The organism is Novosphingobium sp. SG919 (assembly GCF_012932495.1).
Lineage (GTDB): Bacteria > Pseudomonadota > Alphaproteobacteria > Sphingomonadales > Sphingomonadaceae > Novosphingobium > Novosphingobium rhizosphaerae.
In genome coordinates this window covers 1,574,739-1,589,682 of the sequence record NZ_JABCNG010000001.1, presented here as the reverse complement: position 1 = coordinate 1,589,682, position 14,944 = coordinate 1,574,739, and the positions used below count along the sequence as shown (strand labels likewise).

The following is a 14,944-nucleotide window of genomic DNA, read 5'->3' as shown; positions in this document are numbered from 1 at the left end:
TTACAACCCCGCGACATGGGCGGTATAGGCCGCCTCGTCCATCAGCCCGTCGAGTTCGCCGGCGTCGGACAGCGTCATCTTCCACAGCCAGCCTTCGCCTTCGGGGGCGGAGTTGACCAGTTCGGGCGCCTCTTCCAGCGCCGGGTTCACTTCGGTGACCGCGCCCGAAACCGGGGCATAGACGTCCGACGCGGCCTTGACCGAGTCGACCACCGAGGCGCTGTCACCCTTGGCCAGACTGGCGCCCACCGCGGGCAGTTCCACGAACGTGATGTCGCCCAACTGGCTTTGCGCATAGTCGGTGATGCCAACGGTGGCGATGTCGCCTTCAACCACAAGCCATTCGTGATCGGCGGTGAAATAGCGGGTCATCAGGCGGCTCCTTTGCGCACGTAACGGTGGGGGATGAAGGGAAGCGGGGTAACGGTGGCGGCAAGGCTCTTGCCGCGCACCGAAAGAGTCAGCGCGGTACCGGGCACGGCCAGCGCGGTTTCCACGAAAGCCATGGCGATCGGGCGTTCCAGGCTGGGAGCAAAACCGCCCGAGGTGACGGTGCCCACCGTGCGGCCATCGGCCATGACTTCGGCGCCTTCGCGTGCGGCCATGCGGCCTTCGATCAGCAGGCCCACGCGGCGGCGCGCCGGGCCCTGGGCAAAAGCCTGTGCCAGCTGCGCGGCGCCGGGATAGCCGGCATCGGCCACGCGGCGTCGGGCGGGAATGGCAAAGCCGAGGTCAGCCTCGACCGGGTCGATATCGGGCGAAAGATCATGGCCATAGAGCGGCAGGCCCGCTTCCAGGCGCAGCGAATCCCGCGCGCCCAGGCCAATCGGCTTGACCTGCGGCTGCGCCAGCAGGGCATCGGCCAGCGCCTCCACTTGCGCCGCCGGAACCGAGATTTCGAAACCATCCTCGCCGGTGTAGCCAGACCGGCTCACGCCCAGTGCCACGCCGTTCCACTGGAACAAAGCGGCTTCCATGAACACCAGGCTATCTACCGCCAGGCCCAGTGCAGCCAGCGCCTGGGCGGCTTCCGGCCCCTGCAAGGCCAGCAGCGCGTGGCTTTCAAGATGCTCCAGCGTGACGCCTTCGGGCAGGCGTGCCACGATATGCGCGATGTCGGCATGCTTGGTCGCGCCGTTGACCACCACATAGAAGTGATCGCCGCGGTTGGTGACGATCAGATCGTCGAGGATGCCGCCATCGTCGGCCAGCAGCAGCGAATAGCGCTGCTTGCCCGGCTTGAGCGTGGCAAAGGCGCCGGGCAACAGGCTTTCCAGCGCTTGCGCCGCATTGGCGCCGCGCAAGACCAATTGGCCCATGTGCGACACATCGAACAGCCCGGCATGGGCGCGGGTCCACAGGTGTTCGGCAAGAATGCCCTCGTACTGCACGGGCATGTGATAGCAGGCGAATTCGACCATGCGGCCGCCGCGTGCACGGTGCCAGGCATCGAGGGGGAGCGCCAGGATAGGCGGCTTTTCGCCCGCAGAACGGGCGAGATCGTATGTGTCACTCACAAGTTTCAACTCCGCACAGAGGTGCACCCAACGGTGCCCCCTCTGTCACGGAAACCTGAGAGCTTTCCCCCACGCCCTCCTGCGGCGCATCATGGGGTTACCCCTTCGGCGGCTCCTCTCCTCTGCGGGAGTGGCAGCACTTTCCAGAGTGTCGCTATAGACCCCGTGCGGTCCTTTGGCCTGAGAGATTCCGGGGCGGTTGCTCCTTCGGCGCCACTACCATTTCACATATGCGAATCGGCAGCGAACTCTCCCGCGCGGGTCAGCGACAGGCATGCCCTTTCGCGCAAGGCAGCCATGCAAGTCAACCGGTTCCGCCAGGCCTGCCCAGCGCGGCACTGTGGATTTCGCGAAAGTGGTGCACGAAATGCCCGGTCTCTTGGGCTTGCGCCAGGGTTGCAATCGCCCGGCCAACAGTGGCAGCCGGGATCGAGCGATAGCGCGAAACGCTGCCCGCCAGCACCCAATCCAGCCACGGCGCCAACGCCATGCCGAGCCGCTCCGCCGGGCGCGGCGGGCCTTGGCGGTGGCCCAGCAGCAGCCCGGGGCGCAGCACGTCAAGCCGGGCAAAGCCCAGCGCCGCCACGTCACGTTCCACCTCGCCCTTCGTCGCAAGGTAAAAGGCGCGCGCGTCTGGATCGGCGCCCACCGAGGAGACGAGGATGGCATGGGCCACGCCGGCCTGGCGCGCCGCCGTCGCGCAGCGCAGAGCGAGGTCATGGTCGACCGCCCGAAACGCCGCGCGATCACCCCCGACGGCCGCAATCGTCGTGCCAAGCGCCAACACGATCACGCCGGGACGCGCGGCCGTGATCGCATCGGGCCATTGCGCCGGCTCGATCACCAGTTGCTCCATGCGCGCGCCAGGCGGCAGGGGTGCTGCGCGGCGACCCAGGGCAACAAGGCGCAGGGCCGGGCGATCCACCGCCGCTGCCAGGACGCCCTGCCCCACCAGCCCGGTCGCGCCGATCAGCAGGACCCGGACCGGATCAGACATTGCTAAGTCCTTCAGGTACTTGCCCAGTGATCTTCACGTAGTTGTCGATGGCATAGCGATCGGTCATGCCGGCGATGAAATCGGCAATCGCGCGGCTGCGTGCCGGTTCATCCAATGGCAAGCGTGCATGCCAGGTGGGCGGCATCAGCGCGGCATCGGCGCGATAGGCGGCAAACAGCGTTTCGATCACCGCGCGGGCGCGGTCGGCGGCGGCGACCTGTTCGGGATGCAGGTAGAGCCGGGCATACATGAACTGCTTGAGCGTGCGCTCCTCGCGCCGCACGGCTTCCGAAAAGCCGCAGAGCGCACGGCCAGCCGCGCGCACGGCTGCCACGCTGTCCACGCCACTACTCGCCAGGCGCGCCTGCGTTTCGCCAATCACGTCGTTGACCATGCGGCCAATCTGCCCGCGCACCAATTCGCGCAACAGCCGTTCGCGCGGGGCGCGGGGATGGCGCGCTTCGATCGCATACCACTGCTCGGCCACGAACGGCAGCTCCAGCAGGTCGTCCAGCGTCAGGAAGCCGCCGCGCAGGCCATCGTCGATGTCATGGTTGTCATAGGCGATATCATCGGAAATCGCCGCAATCTGCGCCTCTATCGAAGCGTGGCTGGCCAGATCGAGCGGGAACGCCGCATCGAGTTCGGCCAAGGCCCAGGTGGGCTTCTTCACCGGGCCATTGTGCTTGGCCAGCCCTTCGAGCATTTCCCAGCTCAAGTTCAGGCCATCGTGCTCCACATAGGGGCTTTCCAGCCGCATCAGCACGCGCAAGGTATTGGCGTTGTGATCAAACCCGCCGGCATCGGCGAGCGCGGATTGCAATGCATCCTCGCCGGCATGGCCGAACGGCGGGTGGCCGATATCGTGCGCCAGGCACAACGCCTCGGTCAGGTCTTCGTCGGCCCCCAGCGCGCGGGCGATCACCCGGCCGATCTGCGCCACTTCCAAACTGTGCGTCAGCCGCACGCGATAGTGGTCACCATCGGGGGCGATAAACACCTGCGTCTTGTGGCGCAGCCGGCGGAACGCGATCGAATGGATGATGCGATCGCGGTCGCGCTGGAAATCGCTGCGTGGCCCGCGCACACCGCCCTGCTCCAGCGCGAATTCCCGCCCGCGCGAAGCGGCCGGATCGCAGGCCCAGGGCGCGCGCATGGCTGTCACCCTTCGTCCAGGATCCAGTTGACGGCCGCCTCGGCATGGATGCGCGTGCCGTCATAGATCGGCAGCACATTGGCGTCGACATCGATCACCATGTCCAGTTCGGTGCAGCCCAGCACCACGCCTTCTGCCCCGGCCTGGCCCATCGTGGTCAGCAGCGTCTTGAACGTGCGCTCGGCCGAGCGCGTGGCGCGGCCCTGCATCAGTTCTTCGTAGATGATGCGGTCGATTTCATCGACATTGTCCATCACCGGCGGCAGCAGCGTGACGCCATGGGCCACCAGCCGCTTGCGGTAAAAGCTTTCGACCATGACATTGCGCGAACCGATCAGCGCGGCGGTCTTCACGCCATTGGCCTGCATCCGCGCGCCCACGGCATCGGCAATGTGGATCACCGGCACGCCCACCGACGCGGTGATCTGGTCATAGACCTTGTGCATCGAATTGGCGCCGATCAGGATCGCCGTGGCCCCAGCCTGCTCCAGGCGCTTGGCGCTCTCTACCAGCACTTGCGCCGCGCGGTTCCATTCCTCAGCCGAGGAAAGCCGTGCCAGCCCTGCAAAATCAAGGCTTTCGATAATCAAGGGCGCGCTGGACAGCGTGCTCGTGCGCGCCTGGACCAGCTTGTTGATATGCTCATAATACGTGCGGGTCGAAACCCAGCTCATGCCGCCGATAAGGCCGATCTTGCGCAAAACGTGTCTCTCCTGCCGGCCAGTCCCATTCCGGCCATTCCCGTTCCCCAAGCCTTAGGCAAGGCCCGATCCCAGGTCCAGCGGGCGCAGGCGGCAATCCGCCCCGCCCGCGCGCACGGTTCACCGCTTTTCCGGGGCCAATCCCATCGCGCACAGGGCCGCGGCACTGACCGTCACATCCACCAACTGCGGATCATCCAGCCGCTTTACCGTCCACACATAGTCGCTCAGGCTGCGCTTGGGCGCCCGCAAGGCCTCCAGCCGGCGCAACTGGCCGATGGAAAGCCGGTCGGTCATCCGCTCTGCCATGCAGGCTGCGTTGGACGGGGAAACGCCGGCATCGACCAGCGCGCTGCGCACGCGGCCCTCGGCCAGCTTGGATACGCAAGCGGAGGACGACAGGGCCATCGCGATCAAGACCAGGCGCGTGGGGGCGAAAAGGGCAATGGGCTTCATGCCCGCCTTCTCGCCCCGGCACACCGGGTCTGTCAACGTCAGTGCTGAAGTGCCTTGACGATGTCTTCGACCATCTTCTTGGCATCGGCCAGCAGCATCATGGTCTGGTCCATGTAGAACACGTCGTTGTCGACGCCGGAATAGCCAACCCCGCCCATCGAGCGCTTGACGAAGAAGATCGTCTTGGCCTTGTCCACGTCGAACACCGGCATGCCATAGATCGGGCTGGACTTGTCGGTCTTGGCCGCCGGATTGACCACGTCGTTGGCGCCGATCACGAAGGCGACGTCGGCCTGCGCGAACTCGCTGTTGATGTCTTCCAGCTCGAACACTTCATCATAGGGCACGTTGGCTTCGGCGAGCAGCACGTTCATGTGCCCCGGCATGCGCCCCGCCACCGGGTGGATCGCGTATTTCACGCTGACGCCATTGGCTTTGAGCACATCGCCCATCTCGCGCAGCGCGTGCTGCGCCTGGCTGACGGCCATACCATAGCCCGGGATGATGATGACGTTTTCGGCTTCCTTCATCAGGAAGGCGGCGTCTTCGGCCGAGCCGCGCTTCCACGGGCGCTGCTCCTTGGCGGCGCCGCCGCTGGCCGCTGCCTCGGCGCCAAAGCCGCCGGCGATCACCGACAGGAACGAGCGGTTCATCGCCTTGCACATGATGTAGGACAGGATCGCACCCGAAGAGCCGACCAGCGCGCCGGTCACGATCATCGCCGTGTTGTGCAGCGTGAAACCCATCGCCGCTGCCGCCCAGCCGGAATAGCTGTTGAGCATCGAAACCACCACCGGCATGTCTGCCCCGCCGATCGGGATGATCAGCAGGAAGCCGATGGCAAACGACAGCGCGGTGATCGCGGCGATGACCCAGGCGCTTTCATCCTGCGTGAACCACGCCACCAGCCCAAGGATGGCGATCAGCGTGCCCAGGTTGAGCACGTGCCGCCCTGGCAGCAGGATCGCCGCGCCGCTCATCTTGCCGGCCAGTTTCAGGAAGGCGATGATCGAACCGGAGAAGGTGATCGCGCCGATGGCAATGCCCAGGCCCATTTCGATGCGGCTCTGCGGCTCGATCAGCCCCTCGGCGTTGAGAATGCCGAATGCCTCGGGATTGGCATAGGCCGCCAGCCCCACCAGCACGGCGGCAAGACCCACCAGCGAGTGGAACGCGGCAACCAGTTGCGGCATCGCCGTCATCTGGATGCGCCGGGCGATCACGAAGCCGATGCCGCCGCCGATGGCGATGGCCACGGCGATTTCCGGCAGGCTGGCGATGGAATGGGTGACCAGCGTCGTCGCCACGGCAATGGTCATGCCGATCATGCCATAGCGGTTGCCCGCCCGGCTCGTACCCGGCGACGAGAGGCCACGCAGCGCCATGATGAACAGCACGCCGGCAACCAGATAGGCGAAGCCGACCCAGGGGGAAGAGGTGACATGTTCCATCACTTCTTCTCCTTCTTCTTATACATCGCCAGCATGCGCTGGGTGACGGCAAAGCCACCGAAGATATTGACCGAAGCCAGCACCACCGCGCCCAGCCCCAGGAACTTGGCCAAGGGCGACCCCGCCGCCGCCGAAGCGACAAGCGCCCCCACGATGATGACCGATGAAATCGCATTGGTCACCGCCATCAACGGCGTGTGCAGCGCCGGCGTGACCGACCAGACCACGTAATACCCGACAAAGCAGGCGAGCACGAAAATGCTCAGGATCGATATGAAGTCCATAAGTCAGATACCTTCAGATCCTCCCCCCACGGGGGAGGTGGCAGCCCGCAGGGCTGACGGAGGGGGTGCTATGCGGCACGCGGCGACGATTGCTTGGGCAACGGTATCAGGATCACGCAGGACTTCGGCAGCGGGAATGCGGATGACGTGAAAGCCAGTGCTTTCCATCCAGGTCATGCGCCGCAGGTCGGCCTTGGGCCTGTCCCCCATGGCGTGGGCAATGCCATCGATCTCGATGATCGTACGCGTAGCAGCGCAATAGAAATCGGCAACATAGCCGCCAACGGGATGCTGGCGGCGGAGCTTCACGCCGTGATCGCTACCGCGCAAGCGCTGCCACAGCAAAACCTCCGGCAGGCTCATCGCCTTGCGCAGCTTCCTGGCGTTTTTCAGTGCCTGCACGCTATGGTCGCGCATTGCTCTACCCCCTCCACCACCCTGCGGGTGGTTCCCCTCCCCCGCAGGGGGAGGATCGCGTCAGCCCCTCACCCCTTCAGCCTTTCGTGCACCACCTGGCCGCCTTGCGTCAGGCGGATGGCATTGCCGATTTCCTCGTCCAGCACCGGGCGGCCCTGGTCCTTGTCCCAGAACGCGGACAGGAAATTGAACAAGTTGCGCGCAAACAGCGCAGAAGCGTCGTCCGGAAGCAGTGCGGGCGTGTTGGCATAGCCCACGATCTTTACCCCGTGGCGTTCCACCACTTGGTCGGGCACGCTGCCTTCCACGTTCCCACCTTGCGCCACCGCCAAGTCATAGATCACCGAGCCGGGCCGCATTGTGGCAATCTGCGCATCGGTAATCAGGCGGGGCGCGGCGCGGCCCGGGATCAGCGCGGTGGTGATCACGATGTCCTGCTTGGCGATGTGGCTGGAGACCAGTTCGGCCTGGGCCTTCTGGTATTCCGGGCTCATCTCGGTGGCATAGCCGCCGGCGCCCTCACCCTCGATGCCTGCCACGTTCTCCACGAAGATCGGCTTGGCGCCGAGCGACTGGATCTGTTCCTTGGTGGCAGAGCGCACGTCGGTGGCCGAAACTTGCGCGCCCATGCGCCGCGCCGTGGCGATGGCCTGGAGGCCGGCCACGCCCACCCCCATGATGAAGGCCTTGGCCGCACTCACCGTGCCGGCCGCCGTCATCATCATCGGAAAGGCGCGGCCATAGAGGTTCGCCGCCACGAGCACGGCCTTGTACCCGGCAAGGTTTGCCTGGGACGAAAGGATATCCATCGATTGCGCGCGGGTGATGCGCGGCATGAATTCCATCGCCAGCGCTTCATGGCCACCGGCGGCATAGGCATCCACGCGGGCACGCTGCCCAAAGGGATCGAGCGAAGCGACGATCCAGGCCCCCGGCGCCGCAGACGCCACCGCGGCTGGATCGGGCCCTTGCACGCCCAGCACGATCTGTGCGCCGGCGGCGGCATCGGAACTGGCGATCTCTGCCCCGGCGGCTGCATAGTCATTGTCGGAAATGCCGGCGCCCTTCCCTGCGCCGCTTTCCACCACCAGTCTTGCCCCCAACGCCGCCAGCTTGCGCACCGTTTCGGGCGTTGCGGCAACGCGGCTCTCTCCCGTCGCGCGTTCGGCAAGAACGGCGATCGTTATATTATGTGACATTCCTTATTGGATGATCAGGATCACGAAGGCGACGATCAACGCGATCACCGGTACGGCCACCTTGATCAGGGAAAGAAAGCCTTCATAGGTTTCGCGTGCGGCCTTCAAGTCGTTGGCAGACGTCATGCTCACTCATCCCTCGTCATTATCTTGTCGGGCACCTTATCCCGCAGCACGGCGTGCCTCAAGGGCGATTGAACGGCCTGATTGTTTAATCAGGTTTTTACCAGAAAAGCCTAAGCCGGGGGTGTTGCAATGACGGGAAAACCATGGCCGACGCCGACGACCGCCTGCTGATGCTGATCGATGATGAGCCTGCCCAATGCCGGCTGATCACGGCGCTCGCCGCGCGCGAGGGCTGGCGCACCATCGTGGCGCGCGATTCCGAAACCGCGATTGCCACGCTCGGCACCCGCCAGGGCATGCAACTGGGCGCGATCATTCTCGATCAATGGGTTCCAGGTGACGATGCCTGCGCCCTGATTGCCGAACTCAAGGCCCGCCGACCAGCCCTGCCGATCCTGATGCTCACGACGAGCGCGTCGCCTCTGCTGGCGGTGGAGGCAATGCGCGCCGGGGCCACCGATTACCTGATCAAGCCGGTGGCGCCCGATCGCCTGCTCCAGGCGCTGCGCAGCGCCACCTTGCGCGAAGCGCCGGTCGCCGAGTTGCAACCGCTCACCGAAAAGATCGGCACGACGCTCGATTTCGATTCGATGATCGGCGCCGCGCCTGCCTTTCGCGCCGCGCTTGCCGTTGCCGCCAAGGCCGCCCGCACGCAGCAGACCGTGCTGATCGAAGGCGAAAGCGGCACGGGCAAGGAAATGCTGGTGCGCGCGATGCATGCCGCCAGCCCGCGTGCAAAGGCGCCGCTGCGCATCGTCAACGCCGGTGGCATTCCCGCCAACCAGATCGAAAGCGTGCTGTTCGGCCACGAAAAGGGCGCGTTTCCCGGCGCGTTCGACCGGCACATCGGCGCCCTGCAGCACGCCGATGGCGGCACCCTGGTGATCGACGAGGTGGACCGCCTGCCCACCCATGTGCAGGAACGCCTGGCCCAGTTCCTGACGCGCGGCGACGTGCAGCCGATCGGCGCGCGCCATTCCTTCCGCATCGACGTGCGCCTGTTTGCCTGCAGCAACGCCCCCTTGCGCGATCTCGCCGACGCCGGCCTCTATCACGCGCCGCTGGTCGATGCGCTGACTGTGGTGCACGTGCACCTGCCGGCCCTGCGCGAGCGGGCGGGCGATATTGCCGCCCTTGCCCGCTATTTCCTGGCGCGGATTGGCGAACAGCCGGGACTGCGACCATTGGGCGTGACCGACGGGGCGCTGGCGCTGCTCAAGGCCTATGATTGGCCGGGCAATGTGCGGCAATTGCAGGCCACGCTGTTCCGCGCAGCGGTCTTTTGCGACGCCGAAACCCTGACCGCGCAGGATTTTCCCAACCTTTCGACGATGGTGGGTGAAACGCCGCGTACCGCCGCCCCGATCAGCGATGGTGCCGGGGTGATGCTGTTCACCGCCGATGGCAACTTGCGCCCGCTTGAGGAAATCGAAGCCGACGTCATCCGCCTGGCGATTGGCCACTATCGCGGGCGCATGACCGAAGTGGCACGGCGGCTGGGCATTGGCCGATCCACACTCTATCGCAAGCTGTCGGAACTGGGCATCGACAACGCGGCTTGAGGGCTTGCGCGGGAAAGGGCCTTCGACAGCCTCACGCCAACTGCGAAAAGTCGGTCAGCGCCGCGTCGCGCAACCCGCGCCACACGCGCATGGCTTGCACGGTATCGGCCACGTCGTGCACGCGCACCATGTGGCAACCGGCCTCGAATGCCTTGACCGCCAGCGTGATCGAACCGCCCAGCCGCTGGTGCGCGGGCGCCTCGTTCGAAAGCGCGCCGATCATGCGCTTGCGGCTGGCGGCAAACAGGATGGGCTGGCCCAGTGCATGGAACAACGGCAAGGCGTTGATCAGCGCAAGGTTGTCGGCCAGCGTCTTGCCAAAGCCGATGCCGGGATCGAGCAGGATCTTTTCCGCGGCGATGCCCGCAGCCAACGCGGCATCCCGGCGCGCGCGCAGGTCGTCGAACACGTCGAGCACCACGTCCTGGTAATGGCCGTCGGCGTGCAGGTCGTCTGCCCCGCCCGGCGCATGCATCAGCACGACCGGTGCGCCACTGGCAGCGACGATTTCCATGCTGCGCGGGTCGTGGCGCAGGGCGGAGACGTCGTTGACGATATGCGCGCCAGCCGCCAGCGCGGCGGCGATGACGCTCGACCGGCGGCTGTCGATGGAAATGGCCGCGCCGGTGGCGGCGAGCCGCTCAATGACCGGCACCACGCGCTTGACCTCGTCCCCTTCCCACACGGCGGCGGCATTGGGCCGGGTGGATTCCCCACCCACGTCGATCACGGCCGCGCCCGCCGCCAGCATCGCCGCGGCATGGTCCAGGGCGGTTTCCGGCTTGTCGAGGAATTGGCCGCCATCGGAAAAACTGTCGGGCGTGACATTGAGAATGCCCATGACCAGGGGCTGGTCCAGGCGCAGCACGCGCTCGCCGCAGCCGATGGGCGCGTGGCTCTTGCGCAGGTTCACCCACTGCGCGCTGGCTTCTTCGGCAAGCGCATCGGACAGGCGCGCAATCGCTGCAGGCACATCTTCGGCGCCAACCACCTGGCGCGAAACGATCCTGCCATCCTTGCGCACCAACAGGGCAAAGCGGCTGGCGCAGGCCAGGCCACCGGCCAGGCGCACGGCGGCTGGATCATCCGCCTGCGGACTTTCAGTGAGCGCGATGGGGCGCAGGTAAACCGTCTCGTTCATCCCGCGCCCCTAGCGAAATCAGTCTTCCACGGCCAGCAGGTAGCGCTGGCGCAGCACGTCGATCGGCTTCATCTCGCCCTTGTCCATGAAGTGCCAGAACGTCCAGCCGTTGCACGAGGCCGCGTTCTGCACCTTGGTGCCCATGCCGTGGATCGAGCCACTGTCTTCACCCACGGCGACGCTGCCATCGGCGCGCACCACGGCCTGCCAGCGGCGCTTCTTGTCGGCCAGCACGGTGCCCGGTGCCAGCCAGCCGCTTTCCACCAGCGAACCGAACGGTACCTTGGGCGCGGCGCGTTTGGACTGCATGGTCTTGAGCGCGCTTTCGTCGAGCGGCAGGGCCAGGTCGATACGCTCCTGCGCCACTTCGATATAGTCGTCCTCGCGCTCGCAGCCGATCCAGTTGCGGCCCAGCCGCTTGGCCACGGCGCCGGTCGTGCCGGTGCCGAAGAACGGATCGAGCACCACGTCACCCTTGTTGGTGGTGGCCAGGATCACACGATAGAGCAGCGATTCCGGCTTTTGCGTGGGGTGCGCCTTGGTGCCGTTGCGCTTGAGGCGTTCCTTGCCCGAGCAGATCGGCAGGACCCAGTCGGACCGCATCTGGAGTTCGTCGTTGAGCGTCTTCATCGCGCGATAGTTGAAGGTGTACTTCGCCTTTTCGCTCTTGGCCGCCCAGATCAGGGTTTCGTGGGCATTGGTGAACCGCGTGCCCTTGAAATTGGGCATCGGGTTGGTCTTGCGCCAGATGATGTCGTTGAGGATCCAGAAGCCCATGTCCTGCAACATCGTGCCGAGGCGGAAGATGTTGTGATAGCTGCCGATCACCCAGATCGAGCCGTTGGGCTTGAGCAGGCGATAGGCTTCGTTCAGCCATTCGCGGGTAAAGCGATCATAGACGGCAAAGCTGTCGAACTTGTCCCAATGGTCCGTCACGGCGTCGACATGGCTGCCATCGGGGCGGGCCAGATCGCCGCCCAGTTGCAGGTTATAAGGGGGATCGGCAAAGATCATGTCGATCGAACCGGTGGGCAAGGACCGCATCAGTTCGATGCAATCGCCCTTGAGAATGCGGTTGACGGGCAGCGCGGGCGCCTGGACCTTGGTGGGCATCTTGGCCCGCAAGGCGCGGGTGCGCGTTTTCACTGCCGTAACCATGATCATTCCTTCCAACTGCTCTGTTGGCGTGGAATCTGAATCATCGGGACTCGCAGGTCAAGGCGCGACTCGCGGATTTGCGCCGAGTCGCGTCGCCACGAAAGCGGAACGGAACGAGTCCGCAAACCACATCTTGAGTCTGCACCGGCACCCCTGACTCTAGATATGGTGTACGCAACTGTGGAAAATTTATTTGCCGGGCTTGCGCCGAGTCGCGTCAAACCGCGCTTCAGATCAACACCAGTTGCGCCACCGGGGCAAAGCTGCGGCGGTGCAGCGGCGTGGGGCCATGGGTGCGCAGCGCCGCGAGATGTTCGGCCGTGCCATAGCCGGCGTTGCGTTCCCACCCGTAATGCGGATGCTCTTCGGCTGCCGCGCGCATCAGGCGGTCGCGATGCTCCTTGGCGATGATCGAGGCGGCCGAAATGCAGGGTTCGATCGCGTCGCCGCCCACGATCGCGCGCGCCGGCCAGCACCAGTCGGCATGGCGGCCATGCGGCGTCAGGTTGCCGTCCACGCGCACTTCACCCACGGCATCGCTCAGCGAGGCGACCAGGCCTTTCACGGCCAACGTCATCGCCAGCATGGTGGCACCAAAGATGTTGAGCCGGTCGATATCCTCGGGCTCCACCACGCCCACGGACCAGCGGCAGCGCGCCTTGATCTGTTCTTCCAGCACGGCGCGGCGCTTGGCCGAAAGCTTCTTGGAATCGGCCAACCCCTCGGGCGGGCGGCGGCACAGCACCACGGCGGCGGCCACCACGGGGCCGGCCAATGGGCCGCGCCCGGCTTCATCCACACCGATCACATGCCCGGAAACGCGAGCAATTTTGGTGGCACGTCGGGCGATTTCAGGCATTGTAGCGGTCATGACAAAAGCGATCCTTCTGGCTCTATCGCCTCTCGCGTTCCTGGCTGCAAGCTGCGGATCTTCGGCCCAGGCCGATAACGGCACGCCCGGCCCTGCCTCTGGGGCCGAGCAACGCGACGGTTTTACCATCACCGACCTGGCGCGCTTCGATGATCCCTGGGCGCTGGCGTTCCTGCCCGGCCGGCCTGACGTGCTGGTGACCGAGCGCACTGGCGCGCTCAAGCTGTGGCGCGAAGGCGGCAAGGCGCAGGTGGTGGGCGGCACGCCCAAAGTCGATGCCGGCGGCCAGGGTGGGCTGGGCGACGTGGCCCCTGCTCCCGATTTTGCGCAGAGCGGGCTGGTCTATCTGACCTGGGCCGAGGCGGGCCCTGGCGACACGCGCGGCGCAGCGCTGGGCCGCGCCCGGCTGGTGCTCGATGCCGGGGCACCCCGCCTGGAAGGCTTGCAAGTGATCTGGCGCCAGACGCCCAAGGTTCCCGGGCGCGGCCATTTCGGCCACCGCATTGCCTTTGCGCCCGATGGCAAGAGCCTGTTCCTTTCGTCGGGAGAGCGGCAGAAGTTCACCCCGGCGCAGGACATGGGCACGAACCTGGGCAAGATCCTGCACCTCACACTCGATGGGCAGCCCGCGCCGGGCAATCCGTTTGCCGCGCAGGGCGGCGTTGCCGCGCAAGTGTGGACGCTCGGCCATCGCAATCCGCTCGGCCTGCAATTCGATGCGCAAGGGCGGCTCTGGGACCTGGAACATGGCCCGGCCGGCGGCGACGAACTCAACCTGCTGGAACCGGGCAAGAACTATGGCTGGCCCGTGGTTTCGGATGGCGACAATTATGATGGTACGCCAATCCCGCGCCATGCCACGCGGCCCGATTTCGCCGCGCCGGCGATCAGTTGGAACCCGGTGATCGCGCCGGGCGATTTCATCTTCTATTCGGGCAAGGCCTTTCCGCAATGGCGCGGGCAAGCGCTCATCGCGGCGCTGGGCGCGGCCGGCATCGTGCGCGTGGGTCTGGAAGCCGGCCCCGGCGGGCGGCCCGTGGGCAAGGAACTTGAACGCATCGACTTGGGCACGCGCATTCGCGAGATTCGCGAAGCGGGCGATGGTACGCTATGGATCCTGGAAGACGGCGAAAACGCCCGGCTAAGGAGGCTTGCCCCGCGCTGAATTTGCGGGCAGGCGCCAAGGCAGGCCGCAGCAACACGATGGCCTTGCAAGGATGACGGATGCCTTTTGACCCGACGCGTGTCGATTGCTGGATCTTCGATCTGGACAACACGCTCTACCCGGCCGAGACCTGCCTGTTCGACCAGATCGATGTGCGCATGGGCGCCTACATCGCCGATCTGCTGGGTTGCGACCATGCCGAAGCGCGGCGTGTGCAGAAGATGTATTTCCACGACCACGGCACCACGCTGGCCGGCCTGATGCACTTCCATGGCGTCGATCCCTATGAATTCCTGGGCTATGTCCACGATGTCGACATGGCGCCGCTGGCACGCGCACCGCGCCTCGAAGAACGGCTGATGCGGCTGCCCGGCCGCCGCCTGGTGTTCACCAATGGTGACGCGGCCTATGCCACACGCGTGCTCGATGCGCTTGGCATCACCCACTGCTTCGAAGGGCTGTGGGACATCCACGCCATGGAATACAAGCCCAAGCCAGAGCCATCGGCCTATCGCGGCTTCGTCTCGGCTTTTGGCGTGGCGCCGGAACGATCGGTGTTCTTCGAGGATTCAGCCCGCAATCTCACTCCGGCGAAAGCCATGGGCATGCAGACGGTGTGGCTCGATTTCGGCACCGACTGGGGTGCGCGCGCCAAGGACGAGGCCGCGATCGACGAGACGATCGACGACCTTGCCGCCTGGCTCGATGCGCTTGCCGAGGGCGGCCACCTCGGCTAGGCGGCC

The 14,944-nt window shown here is 65.7% G+C and carries 17 protein-coding genes and 2 riboswitches; of the genes, 3 read left to right on the top strand and 14 right to left on the bottom strand.

Going from position 1 to position 14,944, the window contains the following annotated elements:
* From gcvH to FHT19_RS07075, 11 genes are all read right to left on the bottom strand, one after another.
* A complete protein-coding gene (gene gcvH, locus FHT19_RS07125) occupies positions 1-372 on the bottom strand; it encodes a glycine cleavage system protein GcvH (protein WP_169474416.1) in 372 nt (123 codons plus the stop codon).
* Complete coding sequence (gene gcvT / locus FHT19_RS07120; protein WP_169474415.1) at positions 372-1,517, bottom strand: glycine cleavage system aminomethyltransferase GcvT; 1,146 nt, start codon at positions 1,515-1,517, stop codon at positions 372-374. The genes gcvH and gcvT overlap by 1 nt, the downstream gene beginning before the upstream one ends.
* A gap of 32 nt (positions 1,518-1,549) precedes the next feature.
* Positions 1,550-1,674: riboswitch (glycine riboswitch) on the bottom strand.
* A gap of 1 nt (position 1,675) precedes the next feature.
* A riboswitch (glycine riboswitch) is annotated at positions 1,676-1,783 on the bottom strand.
* A gap of 38 nt (positions 1,784-1,821) precedes the next feature.
* Positions 1,822-2,514, bottom strand: a complete 693-nt coding sequence (locus FHT19_RS07115) for an NAD(P)H-binding protein (RefSeq protein ID WP_169474414.1) — start codon at positions 2,512-2,514, stop codon at positions 1,822-1,824.
* Positions 2,507-3,670 carry a deoxyguanosinetriphosphate triphosphohydrolase gene (locus FHT19_RS07110; RefSeq protein WP_169474413.1) on the bottom strand — a complete coding sequence of 388 codons (1,164 nt, stop codon included), beginning with the start codon at positions 3,668-3,670 and terminating at the stop codon, positions 2,507-2,509. The genes FHT19_RS07115 and FHT19_RS07110 overlap by 8 nt, the downstream gene beginning before the upstream one ends.
* A 5-nt stretch (positions 3,671-3,675) precedes the next feature.
* On the bottom strand, positions 3,676-4,371 hold the full coding sequence (locus tag FHT19_RS07105; protein WP_169474412.1) for an amino acid racemase: 696 nt from the start codon (positions 4,369-4,371) through the stop codon (positions 3,676-3,678).
* A 120-nt stretch (positions 4,372-4,491) separates the two neighbouring features.
* Positions 4,492-4,827 (bottom strand): hypothetical protein, encoded by a 336-nt coding sequence (locus tag FHT19_RS07100; RefSeq protein ID WP_211184760.1) that lies wholly within the window; start codon positions 4,825-4,827, stop codon positions 4,492-4,494.
* A gap of 38 nt (positions 4,828-4,865) precedes the next feature.
* The gene (locus tag FHT19_RS07095; RefSeq protein ID WP_169474411.1) at positions 4,866-6,278 is read right to left on the bottom strand and encodes an NAD(P)(+) transhydrogenase (Re/Si-specific) subunit beta; all 1,413 of its coding nucleotides are present in this window, start codon (positions 6,276-6,278) and stop codon (positions 4,866-4,868) included.
* On the bottom strand, positions 6,278-6,562 hold the full coding sequence (locus FHT19_RS07090; RefSeq protein WP_110761118.1) for a proton-translocating transhydrogenase family protein: 285 nt from the start codon (positions 6,560-6,562) through the stop codon (positions 6,278-6,280). Before FHT19_RS07090 ends, FHT19_RS07095 begins: the two co-directional genes overlap by 1 nt.
* Positions 6,563-6,565: 3 nt before the next feature.
* Positions 6,566-6,979 carry a DUF559 domain-containing protein gene (locus tag FHT19_RS07085; protein WP_169474410.1) on the bottom strand — a complete coding sequence of 138 codons (414 nt, stop codon included), beginning with the start codon at positions 6,977-6,979 and terminating at the stop codon, positions 6,566-6,568.
* Between the two features lie 68 nt (positions 6,980-7,047).
* Entirely contained in the window at positions 7,048-8,166 is a 1,119-nt protein-coding gene (locus tag FHT19_RS07080) for an NAD(P) transhydrogenase subunit alpha (RefSeq protein WP_169474960.1), read from the bottom strand.
* Between the two features lie 15 nt (positions 8,167-8,181).
* Entirely contained in the window at positions 8,182-8,304 is a 123-nt protein-coding gene (locus tag FHT19_RS07075) for an aa3-type cytochrome c oxidase subunit IV (protein ID WP_210425463.1), read from the bottom strand.
* Positions 8,305-8,447: 143 nt separating this feature from the next.
* Here FHT19_RS07075 and FHT19_RS07070 point away from each other — a divergent pair, with 143 nt between their 5' ends.
* Positions 8,448-9,866, top strand: coding sequence for a sigma-54 dependent transcriptional regulator (locus FHT19_RS07070; protein WP_168554876.1), 1,419 nt, complete (start codon positions 8,448-8,450; stop codon positions 9,864-9,866).
* 31 nt (positions 9,867-9,897) lie between these two features.
* Here FHT19_RS07070 and folP read toward each other — a convergent pair whose 3' ends face one another.
* From folP to FHT19_RS07055, 3 genes are all read right to left on the bottom strand, one after another.
* Positions 9,898-11,007: a dihydropteroate synthase gene (gene folP, locus FHT19_RS07065; protein WP_169474409.1), complete on the bottom strand. Its 1,110-nt coding sequence runs from the start codon at positions 11,005-11,007 to the stop codon at positions 9,898-9,900.
* Positions 11,008-11,025: 18 nt separating this feature from the next.
* On the bottom strand, positions 11,026-12,120 hold the full coding sequence (locus tag FHT19_RS07060) for a site-specific DNA-methyltransferase (RefSeq protein ID WP_168555514.1): 1,095 nt from the start codon (positions 12,118-12,120) through the stop codon (positions 11,026-11,028).
* Between the two features lie 274 nt (positions 12,121-12,394).
* Complete coding sequence (locus FHT19_RS07055) at positions 12,395-13,024, bottom strand: ribonuclease HII (protein ID WP_179506462.1); 630 nt, start codon at positions 13,022-13,024, stop codon at positions 12,395-12,397.
* 10 nt (positions 13,025-13,034) lie between these two features.
* Between FHT19_RS07055 and FHT19_RS07050 the strand changes: the two genes are divergently transcribed.
* Complete coding sequence (locus tag FHT19_RS07050) at positions 13,035-14,201, top strand: PQQ-dependent sugar dehydrogenase (RefSeq protein WP_169474408.1); 1,167 nt, start codon at positions 13,035-13,037, stop codon at positions 14,199-14,201.
* A 59-nt stretch (positions 14,202-14,260) separates the two neighbouring features.
* Positions 14,261-14,938, top strand: a complete 678-nt coding sequence (locus FHT19_RS07045) for a pyrimidine 5'-nucleotidase (protein WP_168554872.1) — start codon at positions 14,261-14,263, stop codon at positions 14,936-14,938.
* The last annotated feature ends 6 nt before the right edge of the window (positions 14,939-14,944 follow it).

Coding starts and splice junctions, on each gene's coding strand:
- FHT19_RS07045 (WP_168554872.1), top strand. CDS start 14,261: ATGCCTTTTGACCCGACGCGTGTCGATTGCTGGATCTTCGATCTGGAC.
- FHT19_RS07115 (WP_169474414.1), bottom strand. CDS start 2,514: ATGTCTGATCCGGTCCGGGTCCTGCTGATCGGCGCGACCGGGCTGGTG.
- FHT19_RS07095 (WP_169474411.1), bottom strand. CDS start 6,278: ATGGAACATGTCACCTCTTCCCCCTGGGTCGGCTTCGCCTATCTGGTT.
- FHT19_RS07100 (WP_211184760.1), bottom strand. CDS start 4,827: ATGAAGCCCATTGCCCTTTTCGCCCCCACGCGCCTGGTCTTGATCGCG.
- FHT19_RS07050 (WP_169474408.1), top strand. CDS start 13,035: ATGACAAAAGCGATCCTTCTGGCTCTATCGCCTCTCGCGTTCCTGGCT.
- FHT19_RS07085 (WP_169474410.1), bottom strand. CDS start 6,979: ATGCGCGACCATAGCGTGCAGGCACTGAAAAACGCCAGGAAGCTGCGC.
- FHT19_RS07075 (WP_210425463.1), bottom strand. CDS start 8,304: ATGACGTCTGCCAACGACTTGAAGGCCGCACGCGAAACCTATGAAGGC.
- FHT19_RS07055 (WP_179506462.1), bottom strand. CDS start 13,024: ATGCCTGAAATCGCCCGACGTGCCACCAAAATTGCTCGCGTTTCCGGG.
- FHT19_RS07060 (WP_168555514.1), bottom strand. CDS start 12,120: ATGCCCACCAAGGTCCAGGCGCCCGCGCTGCCCGTCAACCGCATTCTC.
- FHT19_RS07090 (WP_110761118.1), bottom strand. CDS start 6,562: ATGGACTTCATATCGATCCTGAGCATTTTCGTGCTCGCCTGCTTTGTC.
- gcvH (WP_169474416.1), bottom strand. CDS start 372: ATGACCCGCTATTTCACCGCCGATCACGAATGGCTTGTGGTTGAAGGC.
- folP (WP_169474409.1), bottom strand. CDS start 11,007: ATGAACGAGACGGTTTACCTGCGCCCCATCGCGCTCACTGAAAGTCCG.
- FHT19_RS07110 (WP_169474413.1), bottom strand. CDS start 3,670: ATGCGCGCGCCCTGGGCCTGCGATCCGGCCGCTTCGCGCGGGCGGGAA.
- FHT19_RS07070 (WP_168554876.1), top strand. CDS start 8,448: ATGGCCGACGCCGACGACCGCCTGCTGATGCTGATCGATGATGAGCCT.